Source organism: Phytopseudomonas punonensis (genome assembly GCF_900142655.1).
GTDB lineage: Bacteria > Pseudomonadota > Gammaproteobacteria > Pseudomonadales > Pseudomonadaceae > Aquipseudomonas > Aquipseudomonas punonensis.
The window spans coordinates 86145-99391 of the sequence record NZ_FRBQ01000011.1 but is presented as its reverse complement, the minus strand read 5'-3'; the positions used below and the strand labels follow the sequence as shown (position 1 = coordinate 99391).

At 60.2% G+C, this 13247-nt stretch carries 17 protein-coding genes and 1 riboswitch; of the genes, 12 read left to right on the top strand and 5 right to left on the bottom strand.

What is annotated here, in order from left to right:
- Window positions 1-70: 70 nt before the first annotated feature.
- The 3 genes from BUC40_RS20520 to BUC40_RS20510 are packed head-to-tail and all read right to left on the bottom strand — an operon-like array spanning window position 71 to window position 1128.
- Window positions 71-403, bottom strand: coding sequence for a hypothetical protein (locus tag BUC40_RS20520; protein ID WP_073268302.1), 333 nt, complete (start codon window positions 401-403; stop codon window positions 71-73).
- Entirely contained in the window at window positions 400-786 is a 387-nt protein-coding gene (locus BUC40_RS20515; RefSeq protein WP_073268300.1) for a phage holin family protein, read from the bottom strand. The genes BUC40_RS20520 and BUC40_RS20515 overlap by 4 nt, the downstream gene beginning before the upstream one ends.
- A 12-nt stretch (window positions 787-798) precedes the next feature.
- Window positions 799-1128: an ElaB/YgaM/YqjD family protein gene (locus BUC40_RS20510; RefSeq protein ID WP_073268298.1), complete on the bottom strand. Its 330-nt coding sequence runs from the start codon at window positions 1126-1128 to the stop codon at window positions 799-801.
- A gap of 369 nt (window positions 1129-1497) precedes the next feature.
- Here BUC40_RS20510 and BUC40_RS20505 point away from each other — a divergent pair, with 369 nt between their 5' ends.
- The 4 genes from BUC40_RS20505 to BUC40_RS20490 all read left to right on the top strand — a co-directional run bounded on the left by BUC40_RS20505 (window position 1498) and on the right by BUC40_RS20490 (window position 5190).
- Window positions 1498-2706, top strand: a complete 1209-nt coding sequence (locus BUC40_RS20505; protein WP_073268296.1) for an ammonium transporter — start codon at window positions 1498-1500, stop codon at window positions 2704-2706.
- Window positions 2707-2802: 96 nt separating this feature from the next.
- Complete coding sequence (locus tag BUC40_RS20500; RefSeq protein WP_073268294.1) at window positions 2803-3927, top strand: DUF5610 domain-containing protein; 1125 nt, start codon at window positions 2803-2805, stop codon at window positions 3925-3927.
- Between the two features lie 58 nt (window positions 3928-3985).
- Window positions 3986-4222 carry a glutaredoxin family protein gene (locus BUC40_RS20495; RefSeq protein ID WP_073268292.1) on the top strand — a complete coding sequence of 79 codons (237 nt, stop codon included), beginning with the start codon at window positions 3986-3988 and terminating at the stop codon, window positions 4220-4222.
- A gap of 80 nt (window positions 4223-4302) precedes the next feature.
- Entirely contained in the window at window positions 4303-5190 is an 888-nt protein-coding gene (locus tag BUC40_RS20490) for a chemotaxis protein CheV (RefSeq protein WP_073268290.1), read from the top strand.
- Between the two features lie 2 nt (window positions 5191-5192).
- On the opposite strand, the gene BUC40_RS20485 is transcribed toward BUC40_RS20490, so the two are convergent.
- Complete coding sequence (locus tag BUC40_RS20485) at window positions 5193-5687, bottom strand: SprT family zinc-dependent metalloprotease (RefSeq protein WP_073268288.1); 495 nt, start codon at window positions 5685-5687, stop codon at window positions 5193-5195.
- Window positions 5688-5770: 83 nt separating this feature from the next.
- On the bottom strand, window positions 5771-6349 hold the full coding sequence (locus BUC40_RS20480) for a DNA-J related domain-containing protein (RefSeq protein WP_073268286.1): 579 nt from the start codon (window positions 6347-6349) through the stop codon (window positions 5771-5773).
- Between the two features lie 153 nt (window positions 6350-6502).
- Here BUC40_RS20480 and ttcA point away from each other — a divergent pair, with 153 nt between their 5' ends.
- From ttcA to bluB, 8 genes are all read left to right on the top strand, one after another.
- The gene (ttcA, locus tag BUC40_RS20475) at window positions 6503-7327 is read left to right on the top strand and encodes a tRNA 2-thiocytidine(32) synthetase TtcA (protein WP_073268284.1); all 825 of its coding nucleotides are present in this window, start codon (window positions 6503-6505) and stop codon (window positions 7325-7327) included.
- A gap of 20 nt (window positions 7328-7347) precedes the next feature.
- Entirely contained in the window at window positions 7348-8067 is a 720-nt protein-coding gene (locus BUC40_RS20470; RefSeq protein WP_073268282.1) for a DNA-3-methyladenine glycosylase I, read from the top strand.
- Window positions 8067-8846, top strand: coding sequence for an NAD-dependent deacylase (locus BUC40_RS20465; protein WP_073268280.1), 780 nt, complete (start codon window positions 8067-8069; stop codon window positions 8844-8846). Before BUC40_RS20470 ends, BUC40_RS20465 begins: the two co-directional genes overlap by 1 nt.
- A 96-nt stretch (window positions 8847-8942) precedes the next feature.
- Entirely contained in the window at window positions 8943-9533 is a 591-nt protein-coding gene (locus BUC40_RS20460) for a C40 family peptidase (protein WP_425272945.1), read from the top strand.
- A gap of 134 nt (window positions 9534-9667) precedes the next feature.
- Window positions 9668-10195, top strand: coding sequence for a C40 family peptidase (locus BUC40_RS20455; RefSeq protein ID WP_073268276.1), 528 nt, complete (start codon window positions 9668-9670; stop codon window positions 10193-10195).
- 69 nt (window positions 10196-10264) lie between these two features.
- Window positions 10265-10493: riboswitch (cobalamin riboswitch) on the top strand.
- Window positions 10494-10633: 140 nt separating this feature from the next.
- Window positions 10634-11269 (top strand): cob(I)yrinic acid a,c-diamide adenosyltransferase, encoded by a 636-nt coding sequence (gene cobO / locus BUC40_RS20450; RefSeq protein WP_073268274.1) that lies wholly within the window; start codon window positions 10634-10636, stop codon window positions 11267-11269.
- Window positions 11266-12594: a cobyrinic acid a,c-diamide synthase CobB gene (locus BUC40_RS20445; protein WP_073268272.1), complete on the top strand. Its 1329-nt coding sequence runs from the start codon at window positions 11266-11268 to the stop codon at window positions 12592-12594. Before cobO ends, BUC40_RS20445 begins: the two co-directional genes overlap by 4 nt.
- The gene (gene bluB, locus BUC40_RS20440; RefSeq protein WP_073268270.1) at window positions 12591-13241 is read left to right on the top strand and encodes a 5,6-dimethylbenzimidazole synthase; all 651 of its coding nucleotides are present in this window, start codon (window positions 12591-12593) and stop codon (window positions 13239-13241) included. Before BUC40_RS20445 ends, bluB begins: the two co-directional genes overlap by 4 nt.
- Window positions 13242-13247 lie beyond the last annotated feature (6 nt).

Sequence of the window (13247 nt, the reverse complement as noted above, 5' to 3'; positions counted from 1 at the left end):
AGAGAGGGGCAGTAATGCCAGAACTAAGCCTGGCTTTTAACTGCTCTTTCAAGCAAGAACGTGGCCAGCTTCAGGATTTATCAGTCGCCGCTGATGGCTTTTCGCTTTCAGGTGCAGTCGAGCGCTTTCGTAGATCTGGAAAGGCCTCCAGTGCCATGCGTAACCAGCGGCGCCATTGACCGCCACGCATCCCTAGAACCGTCAGGGCAAAAACACCGCCCGTGATCCATATGGGTGCATTGCTCCCTTTGAGTTCCTGGCGCCAGTGAGTGCCGAAATCCTTGGCTTTTTGCAGAGGCTGCAGGATGACCAGGGCTTCATGGCGAATTTCCTGGCGATGCATTTCCAGGCGCAGGCGCAGCATGGTTTTGCGTAATTCCTGGGTTGAGGTCTTGTCGCTCATGGCAGTAATTGCTCCCGATCACGCGCCAATTCTTCGAGGCTGGCGCTGAATGGCGCAGGTGCATTGCGCATGCGCTGAACGAGATTCCAGCCGCAGCCGAACAGCCCCGCTGCGTAGAGCAGACAAAGGAGGCTGATAACGGGAATGCGGTGGGTGTCCCAGAAAAAGATCAGCAGGGCGGTCGACACGCCGATGATTAACATGAGGCCGAACAGTACACAGAGACCTGTCAGGATCAGCAGGGTGACGGTACGCGATTGCTGTTCCTTGAGCTCTTCGCTGAACAGCGCGACATGACCATGAACCAGCCCGAGCAGCGCACCGGCCAGGCGCCGCGGCGAAGGGCCGCGGCTGGGAGGTGCTGCTGTCTGGCTGTCATCCATGTGCTGTCCTGATCAACGTCGGCTAATGAGCATGCCGATCAGTATACCAATACCGGCGGCAATGCCGATGGTCTGCCAAGGATGGGTCTGCACATAGTCCTCGGTTGCGCCAACGGCGGCCTTGCCACGCTGCACGACGTTTTCCTCGGTGTTCTTCAGGGTCGAACGAGCGCGGCCCAGGCTGTCACGGATCTGCGCACGCAGTTCTTCTGCCTGATCACCGACCAGGCTGGCCGAGTGCTGCAGCAGGGTTTCGGTATCACGTACCAGTGCCTGGAACTCCTCGAGCAGCTCCTCTTTATTAGCGGGAGTGGCTGGGCGCGTAGGAAGTGGGCGGGCCATTGATCAATCTCCTGTAGGTATGAGGCGGTGTAAGGGGTTCGAGTGGTGGGCCAACGGCAGGTTCACTCTATCTGTCGTTCGCAGACGCTATCTCCAAGTTTTAGGGCATAGGCATTGCATTGGCGAGCTGCGTTGCCAGCCTAAATGCCTAGTCATGGTGCTTCTCGTGATTGCCAGCATTTAATTTGTGCGTCATTAACCATTTGATAATTAAAGAATAAGTTCGATTAGAGCGATGTTTTGGAGCGACAGGGAGACGCTCCGCCTTCGATAAGTGCGAGTTGCTGATTGAGTGCATGCCTCGTGTTGGTGCTTTTTGAAAGACTGACGTTCTCTTTTGGTGCTTTTCGCTCTGGAGTCTGTGCTTCGATGGAAAACCTCGACAGTGCCGTGCAAACCCTGATTCATGGATCCAACACGCTGTTCATCCTGATTGGCGCGATCATGGTGCTGGCCATGCACGCCGGCTTCGCCTTTCTGGAAGTCGGTACGGTGCGGCAGAAGAACCAAGTCAACGCTTTGTCGAAAATCCTTTCGGATTTCGCTATCTCCGCCGTGGCCTATTTCTTTGTCGGCTATTGGATCGCCTATGGCGTGAGTTTTTTGCACCCGGCAAGCGTCCTGATCGACGGCAACGGCTATGCGCTGGTGAAGTTCTTCTTCCTGCTGACCTTTGCGGCCGCGATCCCGGCGATCATCTCCGGCGGGATTGCAGAACGCGCGCGCTTCGGCCCGCAGCTGTGCGCCACGGCGTTGATTGTCGCCTTCGTCTATCCGTTTTTCGAAGGCATGATCTGGAACGGCAATTTCGGTTTTCAGGCCAGGCTGCAGGAGCAGTTTGGCGCGCCGTTCCATGACTTCGCCGGCTCCGTGGTGGTGCATGGCGTTGGCGGCTGGCTGGCATTTGCGGCCGTCATCTTGTTGGGTCGCCGTGATGGCCGCTACCGCGATGGTCGGCTGGTGGCCATGGCGCCATCGAGCATTCCGTTTCTGGCGCTGGGCTCATGGATCCTTATCATCGGCTGGTTCGGCTTCAACGTGATGAGTGCCCAGACCCTGGGCAGCATCAGCGGTCTGGTGGCAGTCAACACGTTGATGGCGATGGTTGGCGGCACCCTGGCGGCGCTGATCGTCGGACGCAACGACCCTGGTTTCCTGCACAACGGCCCCTTGGCTGGGCTGGTAGCCATCTGCGCCGGCTCCGATCTGATGCATCCGGTAGGTGCGTTGGTCACCGGCGCCATCGCCGGCGCGCTGTTCGTATGGGCTTTCACTGCGACCCAGGTTAAATGGAAGATCGATGATGTGCTCGGCGTCTGGCCGCTGCATGGCTTATGCGGTGTATGGGGTGGCATCGCCTGCGGCATCTTCGGCCAGCCATTGTGGGGTGGACTGGGTGGTGTAAGCCTTGGCAGCCAGCTGGTAGGCAGTCTGGCCGGCGTGGTTGTGGCGCTGCTCGGTGGTTTCGCTGTTTACGGGATACTCAAGATGCTGGTCGGCATCCGCCTGAGCCAGGAGCAGGAGTATTACGGCGCCGACCTGTCGATACACAAGATCGGTGCGGTGAGTCAGGACTAAGCGGGGAACCGTCCGGGCGATTGTCTGACGGCTAGCCCTAAACTTTTACCGGGGGCTGCCGTCAACCTTGAACACGCTCCGTTTCGGTGACTTGCCATGGCTATTTCCATCCCGCTGTCGACCAATACGACAGGCCGCTCGCCACAAATCGGCGGACAGCCCACCATTCGCAACGCGGCCGACGCTCAGGCCGCGCTATCCAACCGGCTCGCCGAGCGCCTTGGCCTGCCGCCAGGCTCGTTGAATGCCAAGCAGGACGACTTCTCCCCTGAGAAGGTCGCCGATCGCGTAATGGGCTTTGTCGAGCAGCGGCTGAAAAGTGAAGCCGCTTCCGGGGCTGACCCGGAGAAGTTACAGAAGCTTCTGGATCAGGCTCGCTCTGGCGTACAGAAAGGCTTTGATGAGGCGAGCAAGATTCTCGACGGTATGGGCTTGCTCAAGGACAAGGTCGCCGCGGATATCGACGACACCTTCAAACGCATCGAGCAGGGCTTCGCCGGCCTCGACAAGTTATATGGCGCGGCGCCGGCCACTGGTGGCAGCGGCGGCGTTACGCCAACCTCCAGTGATCGCTTCGCTGCCGTGGCAGAAAGCTTCGAGCTCAATATCACTACCCGTGACGGCGATCGCCTGCGCGTATCGGTTGCCCAGGCCTCTGCTGCCTGGTCACGTACCGAAGGCTCGGGCAGTCAGTCCGGCAGCCTGCAGATCGGCGGTTGGCAGGTGGAGGTCGAGGGCGAGCTGGATGATGAGGAAAAGGCCGCGCTGGGGAAACTCTTCAGCCAGGTTCAGGATCTGTCCAACTCCTTCTATTCGGGTGATATGGCCGGTGCTTTCGACCGCGCCATGGCGCTTGATATGGACAGCTCGCAGCTGGCCTCCATGTCGCTACGGCTAACCCAGACCAGCGTGCGTCAGGCTACCGACACCTATGGGTCGGTCTCCAATGAGGGCGGTCAGCCTGCCAGCGCTACCAATGGTGCGCTCACCGATTACGCTCAGGGTTTGCTCGACGCCCTGCGTACGGCCGATGCCTGGGTCAGCGATGGCAAGGGCTTGCTGCAGGATCTGCTCAAAGGCGGATTCTCGTTGGATGAGCGCTTTGATTCCGGTCGTTTGGAAAAGGCCGAGCAGGTAAATGGGCGTTTGCTCGACGGCCTGCAGGGGCTGTTGAACTCGACGCTCACGCCGCCAGGCAGCGAGGGTGGTGAGAAGGCCTAAGCCGGGGGAGGTGAGGTGCTAGAATACGGCCTTCATCACTTAACAGGCTCCTTCAACCATGCTGCCTGAATGCCAGTTGCTTGGCACCCTCGGCTGCCACCTGTGTGATTACGCAGAGGCCGTGTTGATGCCGTTCGTAGAAAACGGTCTGTTGGTCGAGCTTGTGGATATCGCTGAGGTGCCAGGATTGCTGGAGCGTTATGCTCTGGTCATTCCTGTGCTGCGGCGCACCGATACTGGCGCAGAGCTGCATTGGCCGTTCGATGCGCCGCAGGTTGCTTCTTTTCTGGGCTGACCGATTGCCACTAGAGCGATGAGCCTGGCGCTATTGCAGCCGGGCCACTTTTTTATTTTTGGAAATGGGGAGTCACGTCAATGAACATGGTGCTCGGCGATGCGTTGTCGCTGCTGTTGTTCCGCTTACACAACGGCCGCCTGCTGGGCATCAATCTGCTCAAGGTCAATGAGATCATCCCTTGCCCCGCATTGACCAAGATGCCCAGCCGCCATCCGCACGTTCGTGGCGTGGCAACGCTACGTGGCTCGGCGCTGACAGTCATCGACCTGGCCCGCGCGATTGGCGAGCGTGGCGGCGCTGACGATCAGGAAGGCTGCCTGATCGTTACCGAGCTGAGCCGTTCGCGGCAGGGCCTGCACGTGCACAGTGTCGAGCGTATCGTGCAGTGCTCAACCCGTGATGTTCGCCCGCCGCCTTCGGGCGCGGGTTCGCGTGCATTCATCACCGGCGTGACGCAGATCGAAGGCAAGATTGTGCAGATTCTCGACATCGAGAAGGTCTTGCATGAGATCGCTCCGGCGCCGCTCGAGGAAGTCAACGAAGAGCTGCTTAGCGTCGAAGAACGCCGCTTACTGCAAGGGCGGCGCGTACTGGTGGTCGATGATTCCCAAGTCGCCTTGCAACAGACGTTGATCACCCTGCGCAAGCTCGACCTCGATTGCCAGGCCGTGCGTAGCGCGGCGAGTGCCTTGGAGGTGCTGAACGCTGCGCGGCAGGAGGGGCGGCCGGTGGAGGTGCTGGTCTCCGACATTGAAATGCCTGAAATGGATGGCTATGCCCTCGTTCAGCAGATTCGCAAGGACGCCGTGCTCAGCGAAACTTACGTGCTGCTGCACACCTCGCTGGACAGCACCATGAACACCGAGAAGGCCCGTGCAGTAGGCGCCAACGACGTGTTGACCAAGTTTTCCAGCGTGGATCTCAGCAAGGCATTGTTGCTTGCATTTCAGCGTTTGAACGGCTGAGCCTACTCGATGCGCTGCTCGCCGGTGAACTGCAGGGTGATTTTGCAGCGCCGGCAGAAGTAGCGACGTCCCTTTGCCACCAGCGCATGGCGCTGCGCTGAGAACGGAAACTCACCTTGCGGGCACTGGCAGCGATAGATGAAGCGGCTAACCTGGCGGCGTTTCACGTCATAGCTGTGGCAGCGGTGCGGCGGTAGCTCGTAGACGCCGCGCATGATCAATTGCCATTCCTCGCCATGGGGCTGAATGCTCAGGCCAAATAGCTGATGAGCGATCAGGTGCGCCACTTCGTGGGCGACAGTCTGGCGTAGAAAGTCCTCTTGGTTCTCACGGTAAAGCTGCGGGTTGAAGCGCAGTTTGTTTTCGGTGAGATGTGCCACGCCAGCTTTCTGCCCGCGCAGCTTGAAGCTAACCTGCGGGCGTGTGAAAGGGCGTTTGAAAAAAATTTCTGCCTGCTGATAGCAGGCTTCGACGCGGGCGTGAATCTGGTCGGACATGGTCGCTACGAAGGCCGATAACTGGCGGCGATTATGCCGTAGATCAGCCTCTTCTGCAGGGCGAAGAGCCGAGTGGTAGACGCTCAGCGGTAGTAACGCTGCAAGGTTTCCATGGCGCTGTTGATGCGTTGCAGCTGCTGTGTGCAACCGCCGCGATCCGGGTGGTGCAGGCTGACCAGTTGGCGATAGCGCTGGCGGATGGCTGCCAGGTCGAGCGTGCCTTGCTGCTCGTCGAGCTCCAGGGTGGCTAACGCGTGCTGCTTGTCTTCGGCGCCTTGCAGGCGCATCCAGAAAGCGCCGAGCATCTTGTCGACGTCGTCCGCACCGGTATCGCGCAGATGGGTGAGGTCCAGGTAATAGTCGCGCAGCGGCTCGCGCTCACTCAGCGCGCTTTCGGTACCTTGATAAGGCAGCAAGCGAATGCACAGTGGGCTGATCTGTAAAGAAGCCTGGCGTTCTGCATGTAACTGATCACGCAGCCGGTACAGCGTGTGGAACAGCAGAAAGTGGCTGCGAAACAGTTCAAGCGTGTCGGTCGGCAGGCGCTCATCGCCGCCTTGCCAGCGACTCAGGCGCAGCAACAGCTCGTACTCCGATAGCCCTTCGGGCGCGGTACGTAGCAGGTCGAGCAGTTGTTGAGTGGGGGCGGTTTCTTCGGTCATTGGCTTACCTTAGACGATGCGCTGGCAAGTTGATAACCCGATAACGCCCGGTTTTGTCGATGCACCGACCGTTAGCCGTTTTGTAGCTGGGGCGCGCTTCGTTTTCTGGGTAAAATGCGCGCCTTCAGTACTTCTAGCGGATTCTTGCGCGCCATGGGCACCCTCTCGGTCAATCAGAACAAGCTGCAAAAACGCCTGCGTCGTCAGGCTGGCGAAGCCATCGCCGACTTCAACATGATCGAGGAGGGCGACAAGGTCATGGTTTGCCTGTCCGGCGGCAAGGACAGCTACACCATGCTCGACATCCTGCTGTATCTGCAGAAGGTCGCGCCGATCAATTTCGAAATCGTCGCCGTGAACATGGACCAGAAACAGCCGGGCTTTCCCGAGCACGTGCTGCCGGTTTATCTCGAATCCATTGGTGTGCCTTACCACATCGTCGAGAAAGACACTTATTCGGTGGTCAAGGAGAAGATCCCGGAAGGCAAGACTACCTGTTCGCTGTGCTCGCGCCTGCGCCGCGGCACGCTCTATACCTTCGCTGACGAGATTGGCGCCACCAAGATGGCCCTCGGTCACCATCGCGACGACATTCTCGAGACCTTCTTCCTCAATATGTTCTACGGCGGCACCCTCAAGGCCATGCCGCCCAAGCTGCGTGCCGACGATGGTCGCAACGTTGTGATTCGCCCGCTGGCTTATTGCAACGAGGCCGATATCGAGGCCTACAGCAAGCTCAAGGAATTCCCGATCATTCCGTGCAACCTGTGCGGTTCTCAGGAAAACCTGCAGCGCCAGGTCGTGAAAGACATGTTGCAGGAGTGGGAGCGCAAATCGCCGGGCCGCACCGAAATCATGTTCCGGGCGCTGCAGAACGTGGTGCCGTCGCAATTGGCTGACCGCAATCTGTTCGATTTCAACAGTCTGAAGATCGACGAGCAGGCCACGCCGCGCTTCCTGAATGTCATGAACCTGTAATCCGGAGCTGACCGCACACGATGCACGATTACCGATGGATGCACGAGTACTGCGTTAACCGCTTCGGCTCGCTTGAGGAGCTTGAGGCGCGTTTACCGCACCCTGTTTCCGACAAGAAACTGCGTGCGTTGAGTGATGATCGATATCTGTCGATCATGAGCCTGCGCATCTTTCGGGCGGGCCTGAAGCACAGCCTCGTGGATGCCAAGTGGCCGGCGTTCGAAGAGGTGTTTTTCGGTTTCGATCCGGAAAAAGTCGTGCTGATGGGCGGCGAGCGCCTGGAGCGTTTGATGCAGGACGCCCGGCTGATTCGGCATTTGGGCAAGCTCAAAAGCGTGCCACGCAACGCTCAGTTCATTCTCGATGTAGAGCGTGGTGCGCTTAGCGGCCCGGCTGCTGAGGTGAAGGCTACTACGCCCAAGCCCGGCTATGCCTTTGGTGCGTTGATCGCCGACTGGCCGGTTACCGATATCGTCGGCCTCTGGCACTGGCTGGCCAAGCAGGGCACCCAGCTCGGCGGGCTCTCAGCGCCACGATTTTTACGCATGGTCGGCAAAGACACCTTTATTCCCTCCGATGACATGGTCGCCGCGCTCAAGGCACAGAAGATCGTCGACAAGGTGCCCAGCAGTCAGCGCGACCGCGCAGCGGTTCAGGCAGCCTTCAATCAATGGCATGCGGAGAGTGGTCGGCCCATGTGCCAGCTTTCGGTGATGCTGGCTCATACGGTCAATCATTGATGCGTATTCAGCTGCAGCGCCTAGCGTCGGCGTTCATCGAGGCGCGGCGGATATTGATCATTACCGGTGCGGGCCTTTCGGCCGATTCGGGGCTGCCTACGTATCGTGGGCTTGGCGGTCTGTACAACGGCCATACCGATGAAGGTGTGCCAATCGAGGTGGCGCTGTCGGGTGAGATGCTGCGCCAGGATCCCGCCTTGTGCTGGAAATACCTCGCGCAGCTCGGTAGCGCTTGCCTGGCTGCGCAGCCGAACGCGGCCCACAACGCAATCGCCAGGTTGCAAGCCTTGAAGCCCGAGTGCTGGGTGCTTACTCAGAATATCGATGGTTATCACCGCCAGGCCGGTAGCCCAGAAGAGCGTCTGATCGAAATTCATGGCGAGCTGGCGCCGCTATATTGCCGGGCTTGCGGGGCAACCGACGAACGGCTGTCTGAGCGTCTCCAGCAACTACTGCCGCCTTTGTGCGAGGAGTGCGGTTGTGTGCTTCGCCCGCCCATTACCCTGTTTGGTGAGAGGTTGCCAACGGCTGCTGTCGAGCGCCTTTACGAGCAGCTGGGGCAAGGTTTCGACCTGGTGATCAGTGTCGGCACGAGTGCCAGCTTTCCTTATATAGTCGAGCCAGTGGTGCGAGCACGTCGGGCGGGCGGGGTGACCGTGGAGGTCAATTTGTCGCACTCAGAGGTCAGCAATCTGGTGGATTTCAGACTGGAGGAACGGGCCTTAGATGTTTTTCCGGAACTACTGAGTCACATCGCTGATCATAATATTTGCAAATGACCCCGTTAGTGGGCATAGTCGCGGCTATTCATTTTTCATGCCACGGTCGTGCCCATGCGCAAATGCTTCGCACCCCTCGTGCCTCTAGCACTCACAATGGTTCTCGCCGCCTGCGCTAACCATGGTTCTCAACTTCAGAGCGATGTACCAGCCCAGGCTTCTCTGCCTGCCAGGCCAGTAGTTAACGCGCCTGCTGTTGATCAGCACGCAGCCAGTGATGACGACGCCGTTGCCAGCTTCACCGGGCACGCCCCCTACGAGCTGCCGCAGCTGGCAGACAGCGTACTGGAGAAGGGTATTTCCCTGATTGGCACCCGTTATCGCTTCGGCGGCAATTCGGTGAAGACTGGTTTCGATTGCAGCGGTTTTATCGGCTACCTGTTCCGCGAAGAGCTGGGCATGGAGCTGCCGCGTTCGACGCGCGACATGATCAACATTGACGCGCCGCTGGTTGAGCGCAAAGCGCTGAAGCCTGGTGATCTGGTGTTCTTCAGTACTGCAGGTCGTGGCCGCGTAAGTCATGCCGGCATCTATCTGGGCGATGACCAGTTCATTCATTCCTCCAGCAGCCGCAGCGGTGGCGTACGTATCGACAGCCTGGATGATGGCTATTGGAAGCGTACGTTCATAGAAGCCAAGCGTGTGTTGGCGCTGGCGCCAACCGAACAGCTGGCCTCTCAGCACTGAGTAGCGCTGCCCAGTCGCATCGGCTGGGCAACAATTTGATAGTTTTCAAGCGAATGCAGCGTAAAGCTAAAGCTTGCGCTGCAGTTGTGAAAACGGCAGAGTAGGGCGCATTCAGGCTCCAGGATCGTCCGTCCATGACTGCCACCATCCGCATCGCCTTCCTGCTTGTCGTGGCATTGCTCAGTGCCTGCTCCAGTAGAGCTCCCGTACCTGCACCGCAACCCGTGGTTGTCGTGCCTGCACCTGGCGTTTACCAGGGCGGTGCCGACGACGTGCTATTTCGCGCATTGGGTCTGGTAGGTACGCCTTATCGTTATGGCGGCAACACGCCGGACAGCGGTTTCGATTGCAGTGGCCTGATTGGTTACGTTTACCGTGACGCTGCCGGCATCAGGCTGCCGCGCTCGACCCGTGAGCTGATCAGCATGCGCGCGCCAACTGTTGGTCGCGACGCACTGCGTAGCGGTGATCTGGTGTTCTTTGCCACCAATGGCGGCAGCAACGTCAGCCACGCCGGCATTTATGTTGGTGAAGGGCGCTTCGTACATGCGCCGTCCTCCGGCGGCACTGTGCGTCTCGACAGCCTTGCCAACAGCTACTGGCAGCGAGCCTATATTGAAGCCAAACGGGTATTTCCGGTCGAGCTGGCCAGCCACCCTTGATGTCGTCTGAGCGGCTCGCGCCTGAATGGCGCCGAGTCTTCGATTGACGCTTATGTTGCCAATCCTTACCCTTTGCGATCTGCTTCAGGTGCCCCTGGCCTTGGCCAAGTGGTGAAACTGGGAAGTCGGTGCGCTGCTGCCTAGCACGCAAAGCCGACGCTGCCCCCGCAACGGTAAACGAGTACAAGCACGCCACTGGCCACTGTATCGCTGATACGGGAAGGCGGCGTTGTCCGTCGCGTCCTCTTTGGATACGACGCTCGTGAGCCCGGAGACCGGCCTGTCGCTTTTCCTGGGTTGCGCGGTGGGCGCGGCCGGTGCGTGGCCGCGGCCAGCTCCTGCCTACTCCTGTGTGATCATTTTTGTTATCAGGCATAGCTTGTTTCTGTCTGAGCGTTTTACCTGCGCGTGCTTACCGGCCGGCGCTGAGGAGATCCCATGAGCGAGTCGAGCCCAACCCAGAGCCGTGAATCTGCCGAGCGCGATGCGCGCCACAACGCCCGCATGGCCCGCAAGAAAGCGCTGATGGATGAGAAGATCGCTCAAGCGCAGGACGAATACGGGCTGCTGCTGGTGCACAGCGGCAATGGCAAGGGCAAGAGCAGCTCGGCGTTCGGCATGGTTGCCCGTGCGCTGGGGCACGGCCTCAAGGTCGGCGTCGTGCAGTTCATCAAGGGCGGCATGGCCACTGGTGAGGAGCACTTCTTTCGTCGCTTCCCCGATGAAGTCAGCTACCACGTGATGGGCGAGGGTTACACCTGGGATACCCAGGATCGCCAGCGCGACATCGAGAAGGCTCGCCTGGCCTGGGATGTTGCCAGGCAGCTGCTGAACGATCCGACGATCGCCCTGGTGGTGCTCGATGAGCTGAATATCGCGCTCAAGCACGGTTACCTGGATGTGGACGTGGTGCTGCGGGATATCGAATCGCGCCCTGAGTTGCAGCACGTGGTGGTGACCGGCCGCGGAGCGCCGCCTGCGCTGCTCGACGCCGCGGATACCGTCACCGAGATGACGCTCGTCAAGCACGCCTTCAAGGCTGGCGTTAAGGCCCAGAAAGGCGTGGAATTTTGAGCCCAACTCTATCGCTCTCTCGCGCTGAGCCCCTTGCGCCGCGTCAGTGCCCGGCGCTGGTGATCGCAGCGCCTGCCTCGGGGCAGGGCAAGACCACTGTCACCGCCGCTCTGGCACGCCTGCATACGCGGCAGGGCAAGCGAGTACGGGTATTCAAATGCGGGCCGGACTTTCTCGACCCGATGATTCTCTCCCGCGCCAGTGGCAACCCGGTCTATCAGCTGGACTTGTGGATGGTTGGCGAGGACGAGAGCCGTCGCCTGCTCTGGGAGGCGGCTGGCGAGGCGGACCTGATTCTGATCGAAGGCGTGATGGGCCTGTTCGACGGTTCGCCGTCGGCTGCCGACCTGGCGCGCCGTTTTGGTGTGCCGGTGTTGGGAGTCATTGATGGCTCGGCCATGGCCCAGACGTTCGGCGCGTTGGCTGTCGGGCTGGCCAGCTACCAGCCTGACCTGCCGTTCTCCGGCGTACTCGGCAATCGCGTCAATCCGGGACGCCATAACGATCTGATCCGCGACAGCCTTCCGAGCTCGATCCGTTGGTATGGCTCGTTGCCACGCAGTGCGGCTATCGAATTGCCAAGTCGGCATCTTGGCCTGGTGCAGGCCGCCGAGCTTGCCGACCTAGACGTGCGTCTGGATACCGCGGCCGATGCGCTCTCGCAGACTGCGACCGTGACCCTGCCACCGCCGGTGACCTTCGCTGCGCCTTCGCTGTCGCCATTGCCGCCGCTGTTGGAGGGCGTGCGCATCGGTGTGGCCCGGGACTCATCCTTCGCCTTTATCTATCAGGCCAATCTCGATCTGCTAGAGCAAATGGGCGCGAGCCTTGTGTTCTTCAGTCCGTTGGCCGACGCGGCGCTGCCAGAGGTGGACAGTCTCTATCTGCCCGGCGGCTACCCGGAACTGCACCTGCAGGCGCTGGCCGCCAACGGATCAATGATCGCGGCGATCAAGGCACATCAGCAGGCCGGCAAGCCGATGCTCGCTGAGTGCGGCGGCATGCTGTATCTGCTCGAGTCGCTGAGTGATGCCGCGGGTGAACACGCCGAGCTGGCCGGACTGGTGCCTGGCCACGCGCAGATGCAGAAGCGCCTGGTCGCGCTGGCTCTGCAAAGCGTTGCGTTGCCAGAGGGCCTGCTGCGCGGCCACAGCTACCACCATTCGCGGCTCGAGTCGGTGCTTGAGCCATTGGTGCGTGGAGATTGCCCGAATGACAAACCTGTCAGCGAGGCGGTATTTCGTATTGGGCGACTGACTGCCTCTTATATCCATTTTTATCTGCCGTCGAACCCGGCAGCTGCAGCGGCGTTGTTGCAGCCATGAGTGAGCACGCGTTCAGCGCCGAAGAGCGTGTGGCGGTCTATCGAGCCATCGCCGAGCGCCGCGATATGCGCCATTTCAGCGGCGGCGAAATTGCCCCTGAGCTGCTCGCCAAGCTCCTCGAGGCCGCGCATCAGGCGCCTAGCGTTGGGCTGATGCAGCCTTGGCGATTTATCCGCATCACTCAGCCAGCGCTGCGGGAGGATATTTACCAATTAGTCGAGCGTGAGCGTCAGCTGACCGCCGAGGCGCTCGGTGAGCGCTCGGACGAGTTCATGCGCCTGAAGGTCGAAGGTGTTCGCGATTGCGCCGAGGTGCTGGTGGCGGCGCTGATGGAAGGTCGCGAAGCCTATGTGTTCGGCCGCCGTACGCTGCCGGAAATGGACATGGCGTCGCTGTCCTGCGCCATTCAGAACCTGTGGCTGGCGGCCCGCGCCGAAGGGCTGGGCATGGGCTGGGTATCGTTGTTCGATCCTGCGGCGCTGGCCGATTTGTTGGGTATGCCGCCTGGCAGCAAACCTGTGGCGGTGTTGTGCCTGGGGCCGGTGCCGGCGTTCTACCCGGCGCCGATGCTGGTTCAGGAGGGCTGGGCGCAGGTTCGGCCGCTGAGTGAACTGTTGTTTCAGGATCGTTGGGGCAACCATGAATAACGGGAC

Bases quoted from the DNA above. Each gene is read 5' to 3' on its own strand.
- BUC40_RS20520 (WP_073268302.1), bottom strand. From the start codon at position 403: ATGAGCGACAAGACCTCAACCCAGGAATTACGCAAAACCATGCTGCGC.
- BUC40_RS20515 (WP_073268300.1), bottom strand. From the start codon at position 786: ATGGATGACAGCCAGACAGCAGCACCTCCCAGCCGCGGCCCTTCGCCG.
- BUC40_RS20510 (WP_073268298.1), bottom strand. From the start codon at position 1,128: ATGGCCCGCCCACTTCCTACGCGCCCAGCCACTCCCGCTAATAAAGAG.
- BUC40_RS20505 (WP_073268296.1), top strand. From the start codon at position 1,498: ATGGAAAACCTCGACAGTGCCGTGCAAACCCTGATTCATGGATCCAAC.
- BUC40_RS20500 (WP_073268294.1), top strand. From the start codon at position 2,803: ATGGCTATTTCCATCCCGCTGTCGACCAATACGACAGGCCGCTCGCCA.
- BUC40_RS20495 (WP_073268292.1), top strand. From the start codon at position 3,986: ATGCTGCCTGAATGCCAGTTGCTTGGCACCCTCGGCTGCCACCTGTGT.
- BUC40_RS20490 (WP_073268290.1), top strand. From the start codon at position 4,303: ATGAACATGGTGCTCGGCGATGCGTTGTCGCTGCTGTTGTTCCGCTTA.
- BUC40_RS20485 (WP_073268288.1), bottom strand. From the start codon at position 5,687: ATGTCCGACCAGATTCACGCCCGCGTCGAAGCCTGCTATCAGCAGGCA.
- BUC40_RS20480 (WP_073268286.1), bottom strand. From the start codon at position 6,349: ATGACCGAAGAAACCGCCCCCACTCAACAACTGCTCGACCTGCTACGT.
- ttcA (WP_073268284.1), top strand. From the start codon at position 6,503: ATGGGCACCCTCTCGGTCAATCAGAACAAGCTGCAAAAACGCCTGCGT.
- BUC40_RS20470 (WP_073268282.1), top strand. From the start codon at position 7,348: ATGCACGATTACCGATGGATGCACGAGTACTGCGTTAACCGCTTCGGC.
- BUC40_RS20465 (WP_073268280.1), top strand. From the start codon at position 8,067: ATGCGTATTCAGCTGCAGCGCCTAGCGTCGGCGTTCATCGAGGCGCGG.
- BUC40_RS20460 (WP_425272945.1), top strand. From the start codon at position 8,943: ATGGTTCTCGCCGCCTGCGCTAACCATGGTTCTCAACTTCAGAGCGAT.
- BUC40_RS20455 (WP_073268276.1), top strand. From the start codon at position 9,668: ATGACTGCCACCATCCGCATCGCCTTCCTGCTTGTCGTGGCATTGCTC.
- cobO (WP_073268274.1), top strand. From the start codon at position 10,634: ATGAGCGAGTCGAGCCCAACCCAGAGCCGTGAATCTGCCGAGCGCGAT.
- bluB (WP_073268270.1), top strand. From the start codon at position 12,591: ATGAGTGAGCACGCGTTCAGCGCCGAAGAGCGTGTGGCGGTCTATCGA.